At 38.7% G+C, this 23018-nt stretch carries 13 protein-coding genes; 6 read left to right on the top strand and 7 right to left on the bottom strand.

Annotated elements, in window-relative coordinates; genetic code table 11:
• Positions 1 to 106 precede the first annotated feature (106 nt).
• The 4 genes from AC4G3O_RS03580 to AC4G3O_RS03565 are packed head-to-tail and all read right to left on the bottom strand — an operon-like array spanning position 107 to position 2186.
• Positions 107 to 868, bottom strand: a complete 762-nt coding sequence (locus AC4G3O_RS03580; RefSeq protein ID WP_491135826.1) for an STAS domain-containing protein — start codon at positions 866 to 868, stop codon at positions 107 to 109.
• Positions 855 to 1508 (bottom strand): cobalamin B12-binding domain-containing protein, encoded by a 654-nt coding sequence (locus AC4G3O_RS03575; RefSeq protein WP_491135825.1) that lies wholly within the window; start codon positions 1506 to 1508, stop codon positions 855 to 857. Before AC4G3O_RS03575 ends, AC4G3O_RS03580 begins: the two co-directional genes overlap by 14 nt.
• Positions 1509 to 1512: 4 nt before the next feature.
• Positions 1513 to 1881, bottom strand: coding sequence for a hypothetical protein (locus tag AC4G3O_RS03570; RefSeq protein WP_491135824.1), 369 nt, complete (start codon positions 1879 to 1881; stop codon positions 1513 to 1515).
• On the bottom strand, positions 1881 to 2186 hold the full coding sequence (locus tag AC4G3O_RS03565) for an antibiotic biosynthesis monooxygenase family protein (RefSeq protein WP_491135938.1): 306 nt from the start codon (positions 2184 to 2186) through the stop codon (positions 1881 to 1883). Before AC4G3O_RS03565 ends, AC4G3O_RS03570 begins: the two co-directional genes overlap by 1 nt.
• 1015 nt (positions 2187 to 3201) lie before the next feature.
• Here AC4G3O_RS03565 and AC4G3O_RS03560 point away from each other — a divergent pair.
• The 3 genes from AC4G3O_RS03560 (at position 3202) to AC4G3O_RS03550 (ending at position 16040) form a co-directional block, all read left to right on the top strand.
• Entirely contained in the window at positions 3202 to 3957 is a 756-nt protein-coding gene (locus tag AC4G3O_RS03560) for an aminoglycoside adenylyltransferase domain-containing protein (protein WP_491135823.1), read from the top strand.
• A 706-nt stretch (positions 3958 to 4663) separates the two neighbouring features.
• A complete protein-coding gene (locus AC4G3O_RS03555) occupies positions 4664 to 8728 on the top strand; it encodes a Cna B-type domain-containing protein (RefSeq protein ID WP_491135822.1) in 4065 nt (1354 codons plus the stop codon).
• A 418-nt stretch (positions 8729 to 9146) separates the two neighbouring features.
• Positions 9147 to 16040, top strand: a complete 6894-nt coding sequence (locus AC4G3O_RS03550; RefSeq protein ID WP_491135821.1) for a Cna B-type domain-containing protein — start codon at positions 9147 to 9149, stop codon at positions 16038 to 16040.
• Between the two features lie 285 nt (positions 16041 to 16325).
• Here AC4G3O_RS03550 and AC4G3O_RS03545 read toward each other — a convergent pair whose 3' ends face one another.
• Positions 16326 to 16616, bottom strand: a complete 291-nt coding sequence (locus tag AC4G3O_RS03545; protein ID WP_491135820.1) for a hypothetical protein — start codon at positions 16614 to 16616, stop codon at positions 16326 to 16328.
• Positions 16617 to 16871: 255 nt separating this feature from the next.
• Between AC4G3O_RS03545 and ypfJ the strand changes: the two genes are divergently transcribed.
• Both ypfJ and AC4G3O_RS03535 read left to right on the top strand, forming a co-directional pair.
• Positions 16872 to 17699, top strand: coding sequence for a KPN_02809 family neutral zinc metallopeptidase (ypfJ, locus tag AC4G3O_RS03540; protein ID WP_491135819.1), 828 nt, complete (start codon positions 16872 to 16874; stop codon positions 17697 to 17699).
• 113 nt (positions 17700 to 17812) lie between these two features.
• A complete protein-coding gene (locus AC4G3O_RS03535; RefSeq protein ID WP_139891619.1) occupies positions 17813 to 18250 on the top strand; it encodes a VOC family protein in 438 nt (145 codons plus the stop codon).
• Between the two features lie 301 nt (positions 18251 to 18551).
• Here the strand turns inward: AC4G3O_RS03535 and AC4G3O_RS03530 are convergent, their stop codons facing one another.
• Complete coding sequence (locus tag AC4G3O_RS03530) at positions 18552 to 19727, bottom strand: ROK family protein (protein WP_491135818.1); 1176 nt, start codon at positions 19725 to 19727, stop codon at positions 18552 to 18554.
• Positions 19728 to 20019: 292 nt separating this feature from the next.
• Between AC4G3O_RS03530 and AC4G3O_RS03525 the strand changes: the two genes are divergently transcribed.
• Positions 20020 to 21660, top strand: a complete 1641-nt coding sequence (locus AC4G3O_RS03525; protein WP_491135817.1) for a hypothetical protein — start codon at positions 20020 to 20022, stop codon at positions 21658 to 21660.
• Between the two features lie 433 nt (positions 21661 to 22093).
• Here AC4G3O_RS03525 and rarD read toward each other — a convergent pair whose 3' ends face one another.
• Entirely contained in the window at positions 22094 to 23005 is a 912-nt protein-coding gene (gene rarD / locus AC4G3O_RS03520) for an EamA family transporter RarD (RefSeq protein ID WP_140461686.1), read from the bottom strand.
• Between the last annotated feature and the right edge of the window lie 13 nt (positions 23006 to 23018).

The raw sequence follows: 23018 nt of genomic DNA, 5'->3' as shown, positions 1-23018 counted from the left end.
TACTGAAAGGACAACCATCTGACCTATCAGTATGATCACAACTTGAAGAATAATAATTTTTTAGATATTAGCATGAAAGACTGATTATAATAAACGCTGTTAATCATCATGCATATTCATTCTGTAAGATATATTGCAGGGATGATTTGAATTCAACTATACTTTCAAGTTCATAGGTAGAGAGAACCTTTGCCAGTCTTGGCTGGATTCCGATTAGTTGGATCTTGCTTCCTGCCATAAATCGAAGTGTACGAATGAGGTCGATTAATTTTTTGATACCATCATCTTGTACTTCACCTACAGCTGTTAAATCAATTAGGATATTTTGGTATTCTCCATTAAAGACTGAGTGGAGGACATGCTCGGATATCAAGTTGATTTTTTCAGATGTGATGTCTCCGAATAAAGGGATATAGCACATTTTATCGGACAAAGGAATAAAGGGTCCGGAAAGTTTGTTTAATCGCATAAGTACGTCTTCCAGTTTTTCCTTTTGCTCGAGTAATTCAAAATCTGTGTGTGACAGTCTTTCTTGCAATTCTATAATTTTATCAAGATATAATTGATTGCTCTTTTCCTTGGAGACAAAAAGAATATGCATTCTTCCGGTTGAGTCATCTGATAGATATACATCAAATAAGGCCAGCGAGGACTCCTTCGTATGAACATTCAATTCTATTTGTTGCGTACTTTCATTCGATAAACTTGCTTTGACAAGCTTGTTCATACTTTCATCATCAATAATCCCTGAAATATCTGAGGTGTCTAAATTAAATAGATTAGATGACAGGGAATTGTATTGCAGAATTTTTCCGTTATAGTCTACTACTATGTAGGGAAGTGGTAGTGGTGTGTCAATACATTGCATTTTTTGTCTCTCCTATAGAATAATCTTTTAGCCACGTCTCTATATCCGATAAATCCGTTACAATGATGGGATCTCCGCTCGAGTACGTTTTTAAATCATATTTATTGCCCAATCTGCTGCCAATAAGGATTTTCGGAGGCACAGGTAGTACCTTGAAGCCGTCTGTATATGATTTCAACTTTGGTAAATGAGTTACAATGGTCAAGGAAAGTCCAATGACATCAGGTTCCCATTCGGTGGCAGTATGCAGCGCATATTCAAGAGGAAGATTCGGTCCGAAATATTTGGTTTCCCAGCCATATTCCTCGAATAATTGAGCGGCCATTTTTAGACCAATATAATGGTGCTCTCCTTCTAAACAAAGGAACATTGCTTTTTTCGTTTTAGTAGGTGTTGCGTTAAGATTGTGCTCAAACGCCAATCTGGATAAAATAAAATCGCAGGTAGCTGTAGCTATATGTTCATCGGCTACTGTAATCTCATTGTTTCCCCATAAGTCCCCAATCCGCTGCATGGCAGGTGTTAGGAGTTGATCATAGATATCTAAAGTTGAAAGATGTTTAAGAGATTTAATATAATCCCAGGCTTTATTGTAATTGCCAGAAAGTAAGATGCTGGTGAAATCGATAATCGATTGCATATAGTTATGCTTCCTCTTTGGCTTTTTCGCACTCAAGAATGTCTATGGCATCTGTTAAAAATGATAGGTACATTTTCTTTTTTATATCTGGTATATCTGAAATTTGCTCCAACTCTTCTTTTATTATCACGAAATTATCCAGCAGTGTTTGTGTCTTCATTCCGTATTTTTGCAGGATTCCATTTAACCAGAGTGTATAATCCGTAAATACTTTTGCGTTATTTAATTCAAAGGCTGTTTGTAAATGATCAAGATGATGTTTGTTATCTGCCCGGCATTTGTCTTTTCCTTTATCACCATAGCGTTCCTGTAAGGATGGGTCGAGTGCATAGATTCGTTCTGTCACTTGTTCAATGAATAGAGTTGTATTCATTACTTGCAGACCACCTTATATTTTGTCACTGAAGGTATCAGCTGTGCTAATTCTTGATCAGGATACTTTTTTTCTAATTCGTGAATCTCTTTGAATTGGCTGCTCCTTACCCAGTTAAGATAATCCTCTTTCTCTTCAAATAGTAATTGAACGGTCAATTCATCAGGATGTTTCTCATTCTGTAAGAGGAAAAAATCAATGAATCCGGGAGCTTGATCGACTTTCCGGGAACGGTTTCTATAAATCTTTATAACTTCCTCGCTTTTTTCTCCTGGTACCTTAAATGTAGAAAATACGCTAAAGATAGTAACACTCCCTTTTAATTCATAGATTTTCACTACATTCTTTTAAAATTATATAAAATAGAGTCCTTTTCATAAATACAAAATGTTAAGAAAAAAGAGTCCATATTATGATGAGCTCTTGGTAGAATTTGTTAATTTGTTGATTTACCTTATTAATCTGTTACAGATGGTTTGATTTGTTTCATATTCACCTTATCAAAAGTTGAACCTTCCTGTCCATTGACAGGGGGAGGGTTGAAAAGGAACAAAAAAGAAAAAGCTCGTAATATAAGCGAGTGTACACGGGATTCTTTATGTGGATGGGCGTAAATGGTCCGCAGAATGGCATCATCCGGCCATTGAGTTAAAAGATGAAGCCTTGCCGGAGCGGGAAACTATTTTTTGAGTTTAGCTATAAGAGCATTAGAGCACTGAATGAAGCTGAATCTGAATGCTAGATGATGAATCAAGCATGACCCTGTGTCGTACTAGCAGGGTCGTGTTTTTTATTATTTTCAGATTGAAAAAGAGTTTTCCAATAAAGACATGGCAATATTAATAAAATCATTTGCATCTCCTAAGCTAATTCGATCGTCCATTTTTTATAAATATAATGTCTTCTATATCTTATGTTGAAATCCAATCTAGCATTTTATTATTATCCGAAATATTCCGCCTTTAGAAGTATAAGTTTACTTATTTGGTAAAATCAAACATTATTTAAGGTGCCATTTTTGTTTACTAGAATGATACCTGAATGAACGTAACAACGCCTCTTCCTATCGATTTTTCAATTTAAATCTAAATAGTTTGGCACTTTTGTGTCCGTAATAGACTATTAAGTTACTTTGGTAGCTCTTTTATCCAATCTTTAATGGATATTTATTTGTTTTTATACTATTGTGTAAGTATAGGAAGGAAAAATTTTCATGTAAATGCGGTCTAACTCGCTTTTTGATCACGGATGATGTGATAGTGTGAGCAATATTCCGTAAAAAATAGATTGAGAGTAAATAATTCATTGAGGGGTGTAAGTATGATTTATTCATGGGAAACAAGCACAACCGAAATAAAAGATTATGTCTATAAGGTTTTAGAGCAAATAAAAGAAAGTCTTCAAGATAATTTTAAAGGGTTCTATGTTCATGGTTCACTAGCTATGGATGGATTTAATCCGCAGTCCAGTGATATCGATCTTATTGTAGTGACTGAAAATCCACTAACCTTTGAGGCTAAGAAAGAGTTAGTTAATTATTTTCTATCCAATTCCGGAAAACCATTTCCGATTGAAGTCAGTTTTTTAAACAAAGAACAACTAAGGAATTGGCAGCATCCTTGTCCGTATGATTTCCATTACAGTGAATATTGGAGAGAAAAGTATGAAGAGGATGCAGACTATTATCTTAATAAAGCAGACTTAAAAGATCCAGATTTAGCTGCCCATATCACGATTCTTCATAGACGTGGGATTTGCCTTGAGGGTCCTCCAATTGAAGAAGTCTTCCCGCTAGTTCCCCAAAGTGATTATCTATCATCCGTAATGGAAGATTATCGGGAGTGTCTTGTTAACTTAGAGAAGGATCCGAAGTATTGTGTGCTAAATATGGTTAGGGTGTATTGGTATGTAAAAGCAGGAATCATTACTTCTAAGCAAGAAGCAGGTCAGTGGGCGATTAATACACTGCCTAAAATGGTAGCTGAAACCGTACAAAAGGTTATGGATGGCAACAGGCCGGAGGAAAAGGAACTGCAGGAATTTAGAGAGTACATTGATACTAAGTTGACACAGTAAATCAATTAATGCGGCTTTATAATGTTTGTTAGAACTACCTAAAATATGTTGTGAGCTGCTGGAATGTATACTCTTCAAATGGTGAGATGGCTCTTATAATGGGAAGAGTTATTTAGTACTAATGATGGATTTTATCGTGAAGCCATAGTTCATTCCATAGAACAGTGTAATAAATCCGTCAGTAGAAAAAGTAGTGATACTGTAGGAGTATAAAAAATATTAAGAATAGTAGCTCTCTAAAAAAGCCTTAATAAGGCTTTTTTATTTGTCTGCATGTATAAGGGTGTCCGCAAACGGAACTTGCAATTTATAAGAGATTGAAATGCCGAGTTTATTTGTCACTAATTTGTAAAATTTTTATTAATCCTTAAAACAATAATCCCAACCTCCTAACTAGCCCCTCGACACTATGATTTTCGTATACTTCATAAACTGAATTCATCTAAACAACACCTTAATAGTATTTGAATTGTATATTAATATAACTATTGTTAATAATTACATTAGTTTAAATTGTTTTAAAATTGTTAATATAGTTGTTGTAAGCAGTTTATTAGAATATTTACTATTTTATAATATTATTCTGATAAACAATATGAAGGAAAGGAGATGTTCAGTGAAATCGATTAAATAGTGCTTTAAAAGCTGCTCCAAAAAACTTCATAAGGGTGTGTGAATCATGAGATCGACTCGGAGTAGGTACTACATGAAAAAACGCACGAGAAAAAGAGCATTCTCAATTCTGATGTTGCTTTTTCTTCTTGTGCAAACTGTTTTAACTCCGGTAGCTCAGTATGTTAATGCTGAGAGTGGAGAGGTTGAATCTACCTACATCAATGCATCTGCACTTGAAGATGAAACAATTCAGCAAACTGACAACGAAGAACAAGTGACAGAAGCAACAACTGAGGAAGAGAGTGAAGATGGATCTGCTGAGGAGTCACTTGCGGCAGAAGAGAGTACTGATGCTTCTGTGGAGGACTCATTTGCAGAGGAAGAGAGTGAAGAAGTTTCCGGGGATGGCTCGGCTGAAGAAGAAGTAAGTACAAATGCAACTGAGGCTGATCCAGTAACTGAAGAAGTGGAAGCACAAAGCAATGAAAACGATTCTTTAGAAGCGCAATCAGTTGAAGATGAAGCGGAAGACCCTGAAAACACTACATCAGAGCAAAAAACGACTCTTGCGCTTGAAGAATCGGAAGTTAGCAAAACTAACGTTAATTCCAATCACGTATTCGGGCACATTGACGTTCGTATCAATGGAGTCAAACTGACAATCGTTAATTATGTAAAGTCAATAACTGGAGAAGTAATCTCTACATCTGAAGAGACTATTACTGCGTATGTCACTAACGTTGATTCTGTTAAGGTTAACGGTACGACCTATACAGGCTTTGAACATCCGGACAACTATGAATTCCGGAAGATGAATAACGTCAGTATCAAATTTAGTGACTTAAATGATGAATCTAAAGCAATCATCGAAGCCGATTTAAAGGATGGAGAGGGAAATGAGTACAATGATGTAATCATTACTTACGGTTACGACGGCATCATAGACGCTGCTGAAAACTGTGATGGTTATAATAAATGGACTGGCAAGTATGATGGTCTGGATTTCGATTTGAAAGATATCCAAAACTTTAGCGTAGTAAGATATGTAGTGGGTGTAGAGGTCACTAAAATCTGGGATGATAACAACAACCAGGATGGTATTCGTCCCGATTCAATTACCGTGAACCTGTTACAAAACGGTACCAAAATCGCATCTGAGACTATGACAGGAGCAAAGGTTGATGAGGATGGAAACTGGATTTTCTCCTTCGATGAACTGGAGATGAATGACGAGAAAGGTCAAGCGTATACTTACACGATTACTGAGGACGATGTCGCTAATTACTCCGAAAATATTGAAGGTGATGCAGCTTCTGGCTTCACTATTACCAATACCTATACACCTGAGACAACCAAGGTCTCCGGTACTAAAAAATGGGTAGATAACGATAACCAGGATGGCATTCGTCCAGAATCCATTACGGTAAATCTGTTTGCTGATGGTGAACCGATCAAGTCTACTACTGTGACAGCTGACGACGAGTGGGAGTACAGTTTCACCAACCTACCGAAGTATAAGGCAGGAGAGGAAATTGTGTACACCGTGACTGAGGACAAAGTGGATGGATATGAGACAACCATTAATGGTTATGAAATCATTAACACTCATAATCCAGAGACGATTGAGATCCCTGTGACGAAAAAATGGGCAGATAATGATGACCAGGATGGCATACGCCCAGACTCCATCACAGTGCGCTTGTGGGCCGATGGAGAGGAATTTGCAAGCCAGGAAGTGACAGCGGATACCGGCTGGACGTACACTTTCACCAACCTTCCGAAGTATGAGGGAGGTACAGGAATTATATACACCGTAACCGAGGATAAAGTGGATGGATATGAGACAACCATTAATGGTTATGAAATCATTAACACTCATAATCCAGAGACGATTGAGATCCCTGTGACGAAAAAATGGGCAGATAATGATGACCAGGATGGCATACGCCCAGACTCCATCACAGTGCGCTTGTGGGCCGATGGAGAGGAATTTGCAAGCCAGGAAGTGACAGCGGATACCGGCTGGACGTACACTTTCACCAACCTTCCGAAGTATGAGGGAGGTACAGGAATTATATACACCGTAACCGAGGATAAAGTGGATGGATATGAGACAACCGTTAATGGTTATGAAATCATTAACACTCATAATCCAGAGACAATTGAGATTCCTGTGACGAAAAAATGGGCAGATAACGATGACCAGGATGGCATTCGTCCAGAATCTATTACGGTAAATCTGTTGGCTGATGGTGAACCGATCAAGTCTACTACTGTGACAGCTGATAACGAATGGGAGTACAGTTTCACCAACCTACCGAAGTATAAGGCAGGAGAGGAAATTGTATACACCGTGACTGAGGATGCAGTCGCTGGATACAACACATCCATTGATGGCTATGACATCACCAACACCCATGACCCAGAGACCCTCGTTGTTTCCGGTACAAAAACATGGGCAGATAACAATAACCAGGATGGCATTCGTCCAGAATCTATTACGGTAAATCTGTTGGCTGATGGTGAACCAATCAAGTCTACTACTGTGACAGCTGACAACGAGTGGGAGTACAGTTTCACCAACCTACCGAAGTATAAGGCAGGAGAGGAAATCATCTACTCTGTGGCAGAAGAATCAGTCCATGGCTACGAGGCAACAGTTAATGAGTTTAATATCACTAATAGCTATAAGTTTGGTAGCGTAAAAGTGAATAAAGAGGTGACTGGAGTATCTAAAGAACACTTGGATGCAGCTGAGTTTACCTTCGTTGTCACAGGCGAGAATTATAATCATGAATTCACCGTACCAGCCGGAGAATATGTACTCCTTACTGAATTGAAACCGGGTACGTACAAAATCAGGGAAGTCGACCCAGGCAACATTTATAGTAACGAATCTTACAACTACCTTGAAACTAGCTATCAAGTCAGCGGAACGGAAGAATCCGTAGAAGCACTTGAAGCTCAAATTGTGGTAAGTGAAAACAACAGAACGGCCGTAACCTTCACGAATGAGTATGAGCCGGTTGGTGACTTGAAAGTAATTAAAGTCGATTCTGCAGATGACGAGAAAGTCTTGGAAGGCGCAGAATTTACGATTACAGATAAAGATGGAAATGTCCAAACTCTTACTACTGATAAAGAAGGGGTAGCACTTTTTGAGAATTTACCATATGGAGAATATCAGTTAGAAGAAACTAAGGCTCCTAAAGGGTATATTTTTAAAGAAGGACAAAAATGGACAGTTACAATCGAAGATCAATCTGTAGTTGAAATGCCAATCAAAAATACCAAAGGAACGCCTAGTCTTGAAGTGTCCAAAACAACTGACAAACATCAATACAAACAAGGTGAAACCATCCATTATACAATCACCGTGAAAAATACTGGTGACATAGATTTGGAAGGAATCGAACTTAAAGGCATCTTCAGTAAAAATGGTGATGCTAGTATTGAACAATTGGAACTTGAAGGTTATAAAGGTCCAATTAATCTTAAGATTGGCGAAAGAGCTAAGTACACAGTTGACTATGTGATTCCGAAAACAGACCTTGCGGATACAACATACACAAATGTGATAATTGCAACTGTAGACGATGTGGAGATAAGTGATGAAGTTACTGTTATCGTTGATCCAACTTACGCTCTTGAGGTGAATAAAGAAGCGGATAAAGAAGAGGTTAAAGTCGGAGAAACTATCACATACACAATTACGGTTACGAACACAGGCAAACACGCCTTAACTAATGTGAACGTAGTCGACGAAATGGTTGGTCTTGATACAGTTATCGAGAAACTTGATGTTGGCGAAACAAAAACATTCGCAGTCAAACATGTAGCTACAGCTGAAGACGTAGGTGAATTAATAAACGTTGCCGTAGCGAAGGTGGTTATCGATGGTAAGGAAATAGTTGAGGAAGGTTCTGTAACAGTTAAAGTAGCAACAAATGAAGAGGTTCTAGGATTTGTTCAAGATGACACAGCTACAGATCAAAATGATCCAGCTGTAGACCAAGAAGAACCATCTATTATGGAAGTGGTGCAAAACTTCATTGAAAACCCTAAAACTGGCCAATCTACATTAAATATTCTATTGGTTTTAGGTGTATTCCTTATCGCTGGAAGCGGCTTGTATGTTTGGAAAAGAAAACACTAATCTTTTAGAGTAAGTGAATACTAATTAATAGAAAACCAGCTTGGGAGATTAGTTCCTTAAGCTGGTTTTTTAGGTTTAAATTAATATCGAGTCCCAACTACATAAATTCAAAAAATACTCCACCTTTAACCCCACGCCTTATCCATTTGAGCTTGCTGATATTTAGTTTTATAACACATTAAAATATATTAATATAACTATTGTAAATAATTACATTAGTTTTAATTGTTTGAAAATTGTTAATATAGTTGTTGTAAGCAGTTTATTAGAATATTTACTATTTTATAATATTATTCTGATAAACAATATGAAGGAAAGGAGATGTTCAGTGAAATCGATTAAATAGTGCTTTAAAAGCTGCTCCAAAAAACTTCATAAGGGTGTGTGAATCATGAGATCGACTCGGAGTAGGTACTACATGAAAAAACGCACGAGAAAAAGAGCATTCTCAATTCTGACGTTGCTTTTTCTTCTTGTGCAAACTGTTTTAACTCCGGTAGCTCAGTATGTTAATGCTGACATTGCAACTGTTGGAATTAGTTTCGACAATCCATCTGCTCAAGAAGGAGATATGCTAACAGCGACACTTACTGACAGTGGAGAAGATTCTGGTACATTAACATTCTCTGTACCAACTGGTTTGAGTATTAAGGAATTTACTGAAGGTCAAGACAATATTGATATCAGTAATAAAGATGCTCAATCCTTAAGTTTTACTTGGAAAGAAGAAAGTAACCAAGTTGTGAAAGTGCAAGTATCAGCTGATGCAGCAGGTGAATACATGCCGCAACTAACTGCTCAGAACGGAGGTACTCAATCTGTTGCGATTCAGGTCACATCACCAGAACCAGAAGTGACAACTGATGAAACTGAAGTACCAAAAGAATCAGCAGAAGTTACAGAGGAAGAAACTGAAGACAAGGACGAAAAAGGAACTGAAGAAACAACGGAAAATGTACCTGCTGATATTCTGGCGGTAAATGAGTTGGAGGAAAATGTTCGAGACAGTGGAAACAATGAGGATAGTTCCACTGGAGGAGATAGTTCAAAATCTTCCAAAGCAAGTAGGGCATTAGAATTCGTACCATCTAATGACGGAGAACTTGCTGATTCTAATGCGAATTTATCTGCTAGTGGAGACATTAGGCTACCTATTACGATTCGTGATTTTAAGGCGGATGGGTATCTATTTGAAATGAGTTTAAATTCTACTTCAGGTAGAAAAAATATGGTAAATGGACAAATTGGTGAAGATAAAAAGCCTGTTTTTAATCAGAATATGATTGATTATACACGGTTTATGTTTTACCATAATGCTCCAAGTCTTACAGATGAACAAATTAATGCAAAACTTGATGAGTTATTCAATAATTCAGCGAATAATATGTCACTATCAGCATATTTACCGCTGAATAAAAACAGTGACGGAACATATAGTTATCACAGTAACCACTTTTATCCAATTGATGATCAGCTGTTTGGAAATGAATATAGGCATCACAACTATCATTTCTCCCTGGAAATGCATACAAAATTCACTTATAAAGGTAAGGAAAAGTTTACATTTATAGGTGATGATGACGTGTGGGTTTTCATTAACGGTAAGCTTGCTATAGATTTGGGTGGGGTTCATAGCGAACAAGAAGCTACCATAGATTTGGATGAGATGGCTAGTACGTTGGGGCTTGAAAAAGAAAAAGATTACGATTTTGATTTTTTCTATATGGAAAGACATACAACTCAGTCTAACTTAAAAATTACGACATCTATCCAATTTGAACCTAATGTAACTGCAGAGAAAAGTGTCGATAAGTTAGAAGCCTTAAACGGCGAGGAGCTAACGTATCATTTCACTGCATTAAACACAGGTGAAAAGAAAGCAACAAATGTTACTTTGACAGATACGCTTGATCCAGGATTATCATTAGACACAGATTCAATAACTTTGAATGGAAACCGTATCAATACTGCTACTTATGATAAAGATTCTAGAGTTCTAACAATCCCAATTGGAGAAATGGCAGCTAATAGTAGGGCTGAAATAAGTTTTAAAGCCACAGTTAACGTGGAAGAATCACTATTCGATAATGGGAATCAGTATATTATTCGTAACTCTGGGCTAATCGATGATACAGTCACAAACGAAGTTACAACAACCATAACTGGACCAGAGAAGACGAGCGTCAATGTCAGCAAGGTTTGGAATGATGCCAATAACCAGGAAAAACGCCCTGAAAACGTAACAGTGAAGCTGCTGGCTGATAAACAAGAGACAGGAAAGACGGTAGAATTAAACGAAGAGAATAGCTGGACTGCTACTTTTAGTGGGTTAAATAAATATAAGAGCGATGGAGAAGCAATCAACTACACCGTAGTTGAAGAAGACGTCGATGGCTATCGAGTTTCTATTACTGGTAATGCGACCGATGGTTATGTGTTAACTAATACCTTGCAGACTTCAGTGGAAGTAAAGAAAACTTGGGATGACGCAAACAACCAGGACGGAATTCGACCTACAAAAGTAACGGTGAACTTACTGGCTAATGAAAATGCGACGGGTAAGACTGTTGAGTTAGATAGTAATAACAACTGGACTGCTATTTTCGATGAGCTTGATAAATACTCTGAAAATGGAACGGAAATTAGCTACACAGTAGTCGAGTCTGCTGTTGAAGGCTATGAGGTTTCAGTCAGTGGAGATGCTGCCGCTGGATTTGAGTTAACCAATAGCCATAAGGTGGAGAAAATCTCTATCTCTGGTAAGAAAATTTGGAATGATAGCAACGATCAGGATGGAAAGCGACCTACATCTGTTACCATTAACTTGCTGGCTAACGGTAAATCAGTCAACTCTGTTACAGTAACGGCTGAGAATAACTGGGAGTTCTCTTTTAATAATCTTGATAAGTATGAGAAGGGAACGGAAATTGTCTATAGTGTGACAGAGATTACAGTTGAAGACTACAGCACTAAGATAGAAGGAACGACAATCACAAATACCTACACACCTGAGCAAACTTCTGTGACGGTGACCAAAGCATGGAATGACGGGCAAAAAGCGGACAATCTCCACCCTGACAAAGTAACAGTGAAGCTGCTGGCTGATGGAGAAGAGACTGGCGAGACTGTTGTGCTAAGCCCTGATAATAATTGGACCAGCACATTTACCAAACTTCCTGTGTATAAAGACGGCGGGAAGAAAATTACCTATACCGTAGCTGAGTCTGAAGTCGAAGGCTATCGGGCATCCATTACTGGAGATGCAAACAATGGTTTTGTGGTAACCAATACGGAGCAGACTTCAGTTCAAGTAACGAAAGTATGGAATGATAGCAATAATAAGGACAAGCTTCGTCCAGAAAAAGTATCAGTTAGTCTGCTGGCTGATGGGGATGAAACGGGAAAAACCATTGAATTGACTGGTGATAATGAATGGAAAGCCACATTCCTCAAACTTGATAAATACAATGAGAATGGGGAAGAAATCAACTACACGGTAGCTGAGTCTGAAGTCGAAGGCTATCGAGTATCTATTGCTGGAAATGCGACTGAGGGTTATGTGATAACGAATATCGAGCAGACTTCAGTAAAAGCAAACAAGGTTTGGTCTGATGCGAATAACAAGGATAACCTCCGTCCGGAAAAAGTAACGGTAAGTTTGTGGGCTAATGGTAAGGACACAGGTAAAACCGTTGAATTAAATGATAATAATAACTGGACAGATGAATTCCCTGCTCTTGATAAATACCATAAGGATGGGAAAGAAATCTACTACACCGTAGTTGAAGAAAACGTGGAAGGGTATCGGGTATCTACCACTGGAAACGCGAGCGATGGTTATGTGTTAACCAATACCTTGCAGACTTCAGTGGAAGTGACCAAAACTTGGAATGACGAGGATGACCAGGACGGAATTCGCCCGGACGAAATCACGGTGAGCTTGTTAGCTAATGGCGCTGAAACAGATAAAACCGTTCAGTTAAATGATACAAATAACTGGACAGATAAATTCCTCAAACTTGATAAATACAATGAGGATGGGGAATTAATCACCTACACCGTAGCCGAGTCCGCTGTTGAAGGCTATGAGGTTTCAATTAGTGGAGATGCTGCTAAGGGATTTGAGTTGACCAATACCCATAAGGTGGAGAAACTCTCTATCTCTGGTAAGAAGATCTGGGATGATGGAGACAATCGAGATGGAAAACGTCCAGAATCTGTCACTATTAACTTGTTGGCAAACGGTAATCTGCTCAACTCTGTTACAGTAACGGCTGAGGACAACTGGGAGTATACTTTTAATAATCTTGATAAGTATGCAAATGGAAATGAAATTGCCTATAGCCTAACTGAGAATAGGGTTGAAGATTATAGCACCAATTTTGAAGGAACGACAATAACTAATACCTATACACCTGAGCAAACTTCTGTGACGGTGACTAAAGCTTGGAATGACGGGGACAATGAGGGCAAACACCGCCCTGAGGAAGTAACGGTGAGCCTGATGGCTGACGGAAAAGAGACAGGCCAGACGGTTGCGTTGAACCCTGATAATAACTGGACCAATACTTTCACCGAGCTTAATGTATATAAGGACGGTGGAAAGAAAATCATCTATACCGTAGCTGAGTCTGATGTCGAAGGCTATCGTGTATCTATTACTGGAGATGCATCTCAGGGTTATGTAATAACCAATACTGAGCAGACATCAGTAAAAGTGACCAAAGTTTGGGACGATGCAGATGATCAGGACGGACTTCGTCCTGAGGAAGTAACAGTGAGCCTGTTGGCTGATGGTAATAAGACAGGTAAGAATATTGTATTGAATGGTAAAAATGATTGGACTTACACGTTCACTGAGCTTGATAAGTACAAGGAAAGTGGAGAGTTAATTGACTACACGGTAGTTGAACCCGAAGTGCCGAATGGCTACACCGATACTATCACTGGAGATGCAAATGAAGGTTATAAAGTATATAACATTCATCTGCCGAAACAGACTTCAGTGAAAGTGAATAAGACTTGGAATGACGCGGACAACCAAGATGGAGTTCGTCCGGATAAAGTCACTATGAGTCTATTTGCGGATGGTAAAGACACAGGCGAAACAATTGAGTTGAATGATGAAAATAATTGGACTGGCGTTTTTGCCCAACTCGATGTGTACAGGGATGGTGGTCAAGAGATTTCCTACACTGTAGTTGAGTCTAACGTACCAAAAGGCTATACCGATACGATTACGGGAGATGCTGCTGAAGGATTTAAGGTTACCAACACCCATGATCCTGAAACAATCGACGTTTCCGGTACAAAAACATGGAATGATGCCAACAACCAAGATGGTAAGCGTCCTGGAAGCATCATGGTGAACCTATTGGCTGACGGTAAGAAAGTTGACAGCAAGACTGTCACTGAAGAAGATGAGTGGACATACAGTTTCACCAACCTACCGAAATATAAGGTGGGTAAGGTAGGTCAGGAAGTCGAGTACACTTTAACCGAGGAAGAGGTCAAAGAATACAAGACAACCGTAAATGGCTATAACATCACCAACACCCATACACCTGAGAAAATCGATATCTCTGGAACAAAAACATGGGATGACAACAAGGATCAGGATGGTAAACGTCCAGAATCTATCACGGTGAATCTGTTGGCTAACGGCAAGAAAGTCGATAGTGTCAACGTGACGCCAGATGAAGATGGCAACTGGATGTATACCTTCAAAAATCTTGACAAGTACGCTGGTGGTAAGGAAATCAAGTACACTGTGACTGAGGAACCAGTTCCTGGATACAAAGCAACAGTTAAGGATTTCGACATCACTAACAGCTATGAGCTTGGTAGCGTATTGGTGAATAAAGAGGTGACTGGAGTATCTAAGGATCACTTGGATGCTGCTGAATTTTCCTTCATTATTACAGGCCCAGATGATTCTGAGCAAGAAATCATCATACCTGCCGGAGATAGTAGGGTACTTAAAGGCTTGAACCCTGGCAAGTATACCATCGAGGAAGTAAAACCTGATCAAGCTTACAGTAACGAATCTTACAACTATCTAGGAACAAGCTATCAAGTCAGCGGTGCGGAAGAATCTGTAGAAGCACTTGAAGGTCATATAGTGGTAAGTGAAAACAATAGAACGGTAGTAACCTTCACTAATCAGTATGAGCCGGTTGGGGACTTGAAAGTAGTTAAAGTCGATTCTGCAGATGACACGAAAGTCTTGGAAGGAGCAGAATTTACGCTTACTGATAAAGATGGAAATGTCCAAACTCTAACTACTGATAAAGAAGGGGTAGCGTTCTTTAAGAACTTGCCATATGGAGAATATGAATTAGAAGAAACGAAGGCTCCTAAAGGATACATTTTCAAAGAAGGACAAAAATGGACAGTTACAATCGACGATCAATCTGTAGTCGAAATGCCGATCGAAAACAAAAAAGGAACGCCTAGTCTTGAAGTATCCAAAACAACAGACAAACAACAGTACAAACAAGGTGAAACCATCCATTATACAATCACCGTGAAGAATACAGGTGATATTGATTTGGAAGGGATTGAACTTGAAGGCATCTTCAGTAAAAATGGCGATGCTAATATTGAACAATTGGAACTTGAAGGCTATACAGGTCCAATTAATCTTAAGATTGGCGAAAGAGCTACGTACAAAGTTGACTATGTGATTCCGAAAACCGACCTGGCTGATACAACGTATACAAATGTCATAACAGCTATTGTAGACGGTATGGATCCAATCAGTGATGAAGTCACTGTCATCGTTGATCCAACTTACGCTCTTGATGTGAATAAAGAAGCGGATAAAGAAGAGGTTAAAGTCGGAGAAACTATCACATACACAATTACGGTTACGAACACAGGCAAACACGTCTTGACTAATGTAAACGTAGTGGACGAAATGGTTGGTCTCGATACGGTTATTGAGAAACTAGAAGCAGGCGAAACTAAAACCCTTACAGTCACACATGTGGCTACTGCGGATGACGTTGGTGAATTAATGAACGTTGCATTAGCGAAGGTGGTTGTGAATGGTAAAGAAATAGTTGATGAAGGTTCTGTAACAGTAACAGTATCTGAGCAGGATGCTCCAGTAGTTACACCGGATCCTGAAGAACCAACCGTGGATCAGGGTGCTTCTGCTGAAAAGCAAGAGGAACCAACTATTATTGAAGTAGTGCAAAACTTCATTGAAAATCCTAAAACTGGCCAATCTACATTAAATATTCTATTGGTTTTAGGTGTATTCCTTATCGCTGGAAGCGGCTTGTATGTTTGGAAAAGAAAACACTAAGCTTTTAGAGTAAGTGAATACTAATTAATAGAAAACCAGCTTGGGTGGATTAATACCCTCAAGCTGGTTTTTCTTATTTTTATGAAAGTAGTATAAATCGTGATCCAATCTATATGGCTTTCTTATAAAAGTATCTAAAAATGATTCCAGCTTACTAATCCTTGCCCTGCTTCTTGGAGGAATATATCTCTATTAAATTTAGAAGGTAGTATTAATTCTTTTTACGATAGTAGTTTGTTTAGTAGCGGTAAGTAAATATTAATGTGTGAGATCAGTAAGCCGGGGTTAGTGTTTTTCAAGATTTTTTAAGTCAGACTTAAATTCTCCGTAAAGCTGATCTTGACTCAAAGACTTTGCCAGGTTCATAAGGTCTAGATAGTCGTCTGATGTCAGAGCTGTCTCATCTAAACTGTGTAGAAAATCATAACGGAATGTTCTTTTTCTTAGGTTATAAACTGGTTTTCTAAAATAGACAGTGGCTGTTTGCTTGGCTTTGTCAATTTGGGCAATGACTCCTTCTACCTTTTCTCCTTTTTCCATAATAAATACGGGATTACCAACCTTGAATGTTTTCATCTTTGAACATCCTTTATCATTGATTTTTATACTTCTTTATATAATATATATACCCTTTGTATAAAATTAGTATACAATTCGGAGATTCCAAGAGAAAATAATTAAATATTACTAGATAGCATGAACAGTGTGAGAGATTTGGCCCATCTTTATTTACAATCTGAAATAAGCTAGTCTGCCAATTCCATGAATTACTTCCATTCAATTACGGGTATAAGCAATAAATAGGATTAGAGAGGATTGGGAGGAAATTGTATGAAATATAAGGGCAGAAGAGCCAGTACTAACGTGGAGGACCGCAGAGGGATGGGCAGTAAAGGGATTATCGGCGGTGGAATTGGCGGAATTATACTATTGCTGGTGATTACGTTTTTAGGTGGGAATCCTGCTGATCTATTAAATCAGCTGGGAGGAGGCACATCTACTAATACATCAAATACAGAGTATGTTGGAACACAAGAGGAAGAGGAGCTCGCTGAATTTGTATCGGTCGTATTAGCTGATACAGAGCAGGTTTGGACTAAGCTTTTTAAAGAAGAAGGTCTGGTGTATGAAGAGCCTACTCTCGTTATCTATAATGACAGTGTTCAATCAGCCTGCGGAACGGCTGGGTCATCTGTAGGCCCATTCTATTGCCCGGGAGATCATAAGCTTTACATAGATTTAAGCTTTTATAATGAGCTGAAAAGGGAGTTTCAAGCACCGGGTGATTTTGCGATGGCCTATGTTGTTGCCCATGAAGTCGGCCACCATGTACAAACCTTATTGGAAACCGATAAAAATCAGCAGCGTACAAGCTCTAATGACTATTCAGTACGGTTTGAATTGCAGGCTGATTATTTAGCCGGTGTATGGGCTCATCATGCTGAGAGTATGGATTTACTTGAGGAAGGGGATCTGGAGGAGGCTATCACAGCAGCCAGTGCTGTTGGCGATGATACAATCCAAAAAAGGGCTCAAGGGTATGTGGTTCCGGAGAGTTTTACTCATGGTTCATCTGAACAGCGGATGCGCTGGTTTAAAAAAGGATTTAATTCCGGGAATTTAGAGGATGGGGACACCTTTAATGTGAAAAATCCATAAGGAAGAAAAGAAGGCCTGCTTCGCGAAGCAGGTTTTTTGTTTTTATCTATTTTAAACAGGAAAAGAATAATCGATATCGAACTAATAGAGTAAACCATTTAGGAGGAGAAAAAATGAATCGTCTAAACTTAGTAACGCTTGGCACAAGGAATATTATAGAATCCCATCGGTTTTATAAAGAATTGGGCTTTGACATGTCCATGATTGGTCCGAAATCTAGTCCGCATGTTATTTTCTTTAAAAATGAAGGGTCCCGTATTTCCTTGTATCCATTGGAGGATTTAGCGCGTGATCTTGATAAGAGTAATCCACCCAATTTAACTTCTGCTTTTTCAGGAATTACGCTAGGCTATAATGCGAAATCAGCCGAGGAGGTAGACCGTGTTATGGAAAAAGCGGAGCAGGCTGGCGCAAAAATTGTGAAACAGCCTGAAAAGACAGACTGGGGCGGATATGGCGGTTATTTTACAGATCCGGACGGATATTATTGGGAAGTGGCATATGGTGAGATGTGGCAATTTGATGAGTCCAACATGTTGGTTATTGAATAGAATTGGAGGATGTTAATCTACCTTTATAGGTACAAAAAATGACGTTCATAAACATATACGTCAACATACTAGTGTTATGAATCTTACGACTTTAGTTACCTTGGAACCGATATTGCTGGCTCTACGTTACGGTAATCGCTCATACAGTTCATTTTTTTTGATTTTTCTTTTGACTGTATGGGTACCTTTAGAATTGGATTTTGCTAGTCTAAATGTTTTCTTCCAGTCTGACTATAGAATTTACTTCTGCTTAAACATTCTTATCCACTTTGTTACGGGAGGCAATAAAAAAGGCCAACCTTTATAGGTTAACCTTTGATTGTTTACAAACCAATTGGACAAAATTTTCAACTGCGAAGGCTGAGACTCCAAGAGCAGCTGAATAGATGGATAAATTGGAAAACTGAATCTGCAGCTGGGATTTGGAAGCATCCAGGGCACATTCTTTTACAACATGTTCAACTTCATTTTTCAATAAATCTTTTGCCATAGCAAGGCGGTTTCCGATAATGATTTGCTCGGGATTCAACGTGTTTGCGATGCTGGCAATACCGATTCCAAGGTACTTTGCTGTTTCTGTAAAGATTGCTTGTATCTGTTTATCACTCTCTGCTTGTTCAATTAACTTCTCGAGCGTCCATTCTTCATTTGATGGGAGTAGGGTGGAAGCCTTTTTAATCAATGCCTTTTCAGAAGCATATAATTCCCAGCACCCTTTACTTCCGCATGAACATGGCAATCCATCGTATTGGATAATCATATGGCCCATTTCACCAGCAAACCCATTGGATCCACGGTAGAGTTCACCGTTTAAGATCATTCCAACCCCTATTCCAATTCCGGCACTTATATAAACTGTATTGTTTGATGATTGTCCGGGACCTATCATTTTCTCCGCAAAGGCACCTGCATTTGCTTCATTTTCGATGATGACAGGCAGATTAAATTCGTCCTGGATTTGCTTCTTTAATTGCTTCTGCTTCCAATCTAAATTAGGAGCGAGCAGAAGTTCCCCGTCTATGTTCACCATTCCTGGAACAGCCAGCCCAATCCCCACGATTCCATATGTACTTTCAGGAGCTGAAGAGAGGAGGGAACGAATTAACTCATTTATAATCTGTACAGCTTCGTCATAGTTGGGATTCATGGCTGGCTGTTTGAGTTCTTTGATGATGTTGCCATTAAGGTCTGTAAGGACACCAAGTATGTAATTCACTCCAATATCAATGCCGATCACATGAGCTGCGGAATGTTGAAAGAGAAGCATGACCGGACGCCTGCCGCCACTCGATTCCCCTGGCCCCGTTTCATAACAGATATTCGCTTCCAAAAGCTCGTTGACAAGGGTGGAGACCGTGCCCTTTGTCAGGCCGAGTTTTTGCGCTAAATCAGCTCTTGATATAGGTGCATTATCTCGAATGGACTCCAATATTTTTAGTTTATTATTGATTTTAATGGTTTGCTGATTCCACTTCATATCTATACTCCTTCTTTCTATCTCTATTGATAGTTATACCATACTCTTTCAAAACAAAAAACAAGTTCATCCGCCAGAGGAATGTAAGCTAAATGTAACGAAATAGATGATCAAAAAATGTGTAGAGGCTTTTCATAAAGACTGGTATGGGTAAGGAGCGATACTTAATCATTCAGGAACCTCTGCATTCTAACGAGAATGTAATATTATAATTATTTATAATATTAAAATAATAATTATTATTATGATATAATTTTTTTATCTATTAATATATTTGGAAGAGGGGAGTTCTTTGGCTATTAAGATACCATCGATGTTGTTTTCTCTATGCTTATTGATTGTTCTTACAGGTTGTTCGGACAAGAATGGTACTTCCACTTATCGGGAGCATGAAGTGAATGATGATGCGTATGTTATGTTAAAAGGTACGGACCTGTATATGAAAGAACATGAGTCTGATATCGAAAAGGTTGATTCAAATGTTAGAGAGGATACGATTCATTATCGGGATGAGCATCGCGGGCTCATGTATATAAATGGTGACGATGATTTGTACAGCTATAAAGATGGGGAGAAAAAAAGAATAGCTAAACAGGTTTCTGCCAGTAGAATACCGTATCTGCTTTCCTTTGATGAGAGCACTCTTGCCTATTTGACTGATGAAAATAATCAGTTATACGTGATCTTTGATGAGAGTAAACCTCGGAAAGTTCGTTCAGATATTGTCCAATACAGATTATCTATAGACGGTAAACGATTATTCTATATCAATGAAAATATGGACTTATATATCTTTACAAAAGATAGCGGTGAAGAAAAAATCGCTTCAAAGGTGGTTAATTTCCAGGAATCAGAGGGTGGTACCAGGTTACTCATCAGTACGGATGATGGTGAATTATACATCAGGGATTTAGAAAAGACTGAGAATGTCCATCTTCATGCAGATAGCCATGATTACGGGGGATTTCAGGTTGATGATTCTGGGCACTATTCCTATTTAGCAGATTATCAGGGTGATATAGGGGAGCTTTACAGCCTATCTGCTGAAAATGAACCAGTTCGAGTCGCTTCTGATGTTCTCGATTATGAAATGAAGGAAGATTCCTATATTTATTTAAATGGAAACCAGCAATTGCTTATGAAGCAGATGGAAGATCAGAAATCTGATTTACTCGCAGAGGGAGTTGTGGACTTCTTTATACTCAATGATGATATCTATTATTTAGATGAGACACAGGCGATGTATAAAGTAAAACAATCAGGTGTTCCTGAGGAAATTGCCCCCAATGTGATGATGGATTCCAGCAGCCGGCTTTGCTGGTCCATTGTAGATGATAAAATTATTTATTTATCTGCTAATCATTCTTTAATTCTAGATGGAAAGAAAATAGCGGATGATGTCACCGGTTTCGTGTCATATGTGGACCATGTCGTTTACAATACCGAGGATGGCCAAATAAAATCCGTAAGTGTTCATGACACGGATGAACTACAGACATTTGACCATGCTGATTCCTATACGAGGATTTATTACGGTAATCAGCTGGTCTATAGCAAGACATTATCTCTCGCAGATATAGACGGTATTTGGGGAGTAGAGGGCACGGAAGAGGAGAAGTTGGATGGGTATGGAGAGGAATATGGTCCATACTTTTTCGAAATCATTACGGGTGCCGATCGTAATATGGGGTATCTTGTCATGTATGATGAAGAGGAAGAGCTTGTATTGGAACTGAACATAGAAGACTCCGACTCTGAATATATTACAGTGATTACAGATGTGGAGGATACATCCTTCATGTTCAAAAAAGTAAGCGAACAGGATTTAGACTTTATTTTTGATGGGGATGAATCCGACCCGCTTCCTCTTTATAAAACTACTGTGGATGAACTTGAGCAGTATTATGAACAATATCAACTTGCTTATTTTTAAGTAGAAGCATGAAAAGAGATGTTTAGATTAGTCTTTCGGGGGCTGATCGACATCTCTTTTTTTTGTGGAGTAAGAGAGGGTAATTAGAGTATAGTTTGATAGAATCGCTCAATCATTTTTATGTACGCTCAATGGGTAAAATTTTAGCTCGATTGTTTATAATTTCGCTCATAAAAATGAAATCCGCTCAATTATGGTTATAATCAGTCAATTATGCAGAAATATAGCTCAATTATCCTCATAATCCGCTCAATTATAATAGAATTCTACTCGATTGCTTGAATTCTTTGCCTCATATCGGTCTAATAGAGGGAATTACCTCTTGAAAACTGGCAAACTAGTTAGAATTCAATGAAAAAATAGCATCTGACGCATTATTTAGCCAGCAACAGAGGCACACGTTAAGCCGCTCTTACGCTACAAACGAAAAAGATTAATTCGCTGCAGCTTTTCTGCTCTTTGCGGATCTGAACAGATTGGATGCTGTATAAATGATTAAGGCAATCCAGATAAACAGGAATGATATGCCTTGAATCAGGGTGAATGTTTCATCGTAGATCACGACAGCCATCACTAGCATGAGGGTTGGAGCTAAATACTGTAAAAATCCAATCATTGTATAACTGATTCGTTTTGTTCCTTCTGCAAACAACAATAACGGAATTGCGGTTACAATCCCCGCTCCCACAAGAACTAAATCAACTTGGGTACTGTATGATAAAAAGGAATGCTCGGCAAAGAATAACAGATAAATGAGTGCGAATGGTGCGATGATCATCGTTTCAAGTGTTAAGCCTGTCCATGGGTTGATTTGAACCATTTTCTTAATGAGCCCGTATAATCCGAAGGTCATTGCCATGCATATAGCAGGCCACGGGATTGAGCCCTGGCTCCATGTTAGAATGATCACGCCAATTGCCGCAGATAAAACAGCTATTTTTTCGCCATTGCTCAGCCTTTCCTTTAAGAAGATGGTTGCCAGTATGACATTGACGATTGGGTTAATATAATAGCCCATGCTGGCGGATAAAATATTATTGCTATTGACTGAAAAAATAAAGATAAACCAGTTGGCTGAGATTAATAGGGTTGCCAGGGTGATTGCCAACGTCAATTTAGGCTGTTTAAGGATGGTGGTGATTTCCCCAAAAACATCCTTCGACTTTCCGAAACAAAAGACGAGCAGCACCATAAACACAAAGGACCATAAAATACGGTGTGCCAGGATTTCCAAATCAGATACATCACCGGCTAATTTCCAATAGACTGGTAGGCATCCCCATAAAAAATAAGCTCCGCCGCCAGCTAAAATGCCGAGCTTTTTTTCTTTTGCTTGATTCTCCATGCTTACACTTCTT

The sequence above is a fragment of the Bacillus sp. z14 (2026) genome (assembly GCF_058313575.1).
The sequence above is the reverse complement of the archived record's forward strand: the minus strand, read 5'-3'. Positions and strand labels throughout refer to the sequence as shown.

Bases quoted from the DNA above. Each gene is read 5' to 3' on its own strand.
- AC4G3O_RS03530 (WP_491135818.1), bottom strand. From the start codon at position 19,727: ATGAAGTGGAATCAGCAAACCATTAAAATCAATAATAAACTAAAAATA.
- AC4G3O_RS03535 (WP_139891619.1), top strand. From the start codon at position 17,813: ATGAATCGTCTAAACTTAGTAACGCTTGGCACAAGGAATATTATAGAA.
- ypfJ (WP_491135819.1), top strand. From the start codon at position 16,872: ATGAAATATAAGGGCAGAAGAGCCAGTACTAACGTGGAGGACCGCAGA.
- AC4G3O_RS03560 (WP_491135823.1), top strand. From the start codon at position 3,202: ATGATTTATTCATGGGAAACAAGCACAACCGAAATAAAAGATTATGTC.
- AC4G3O_RS03550 (WP_491135821.1), top strand. From the start codon at position 9,147: ATGAAAAAACGCACGAGAAAAAGAGCATTCTCAATTCTGACGTTGCTT.
- rarD (WP_140461686.1), bottom strand. From the start codon at position 23,005: ATGGAGAATCAAGCAAAAGAAAAAAAGCTCGGCATTTTAGCTGGCGGC.
- AC4G3O_RS03545 (WP_491135820.1), bottom strand. From the start codon at position 16,616: ATGAAAACATTCAAGGTTGGTAATCCCGTATTTATTATGGAAAAAGGA.
- AC4G3O_RS03555 (WP_491135822.1), top strand. From the start codon at position 4,664: ATGAAAAAACGCACGAGAAAAAGAGCATTCTCAATTCTGATGTTGCTT.
- AC4G3O_RS03575 (WP_491135825.1), bottom strand. From the start codon at position 1,508: ATGCAATCGATTATCGATTTCACCAGCATCTTACTTTCTGGCAATTAC.
- AC4G3O_RS03580 (WP_491135826.1), bottom strand. From the start codon at position 868: ATGCAATGTATTGACACACCACTACCACTTCCCTACATAGTAGTAGAC.
- AC4G3O_RS03570 (WP_491135824.1), bottom strand. From the start codon at position 1,881: ATGAATACAACTCTATTCATTGAACAAGTGACAGAACGAATCTATGCA.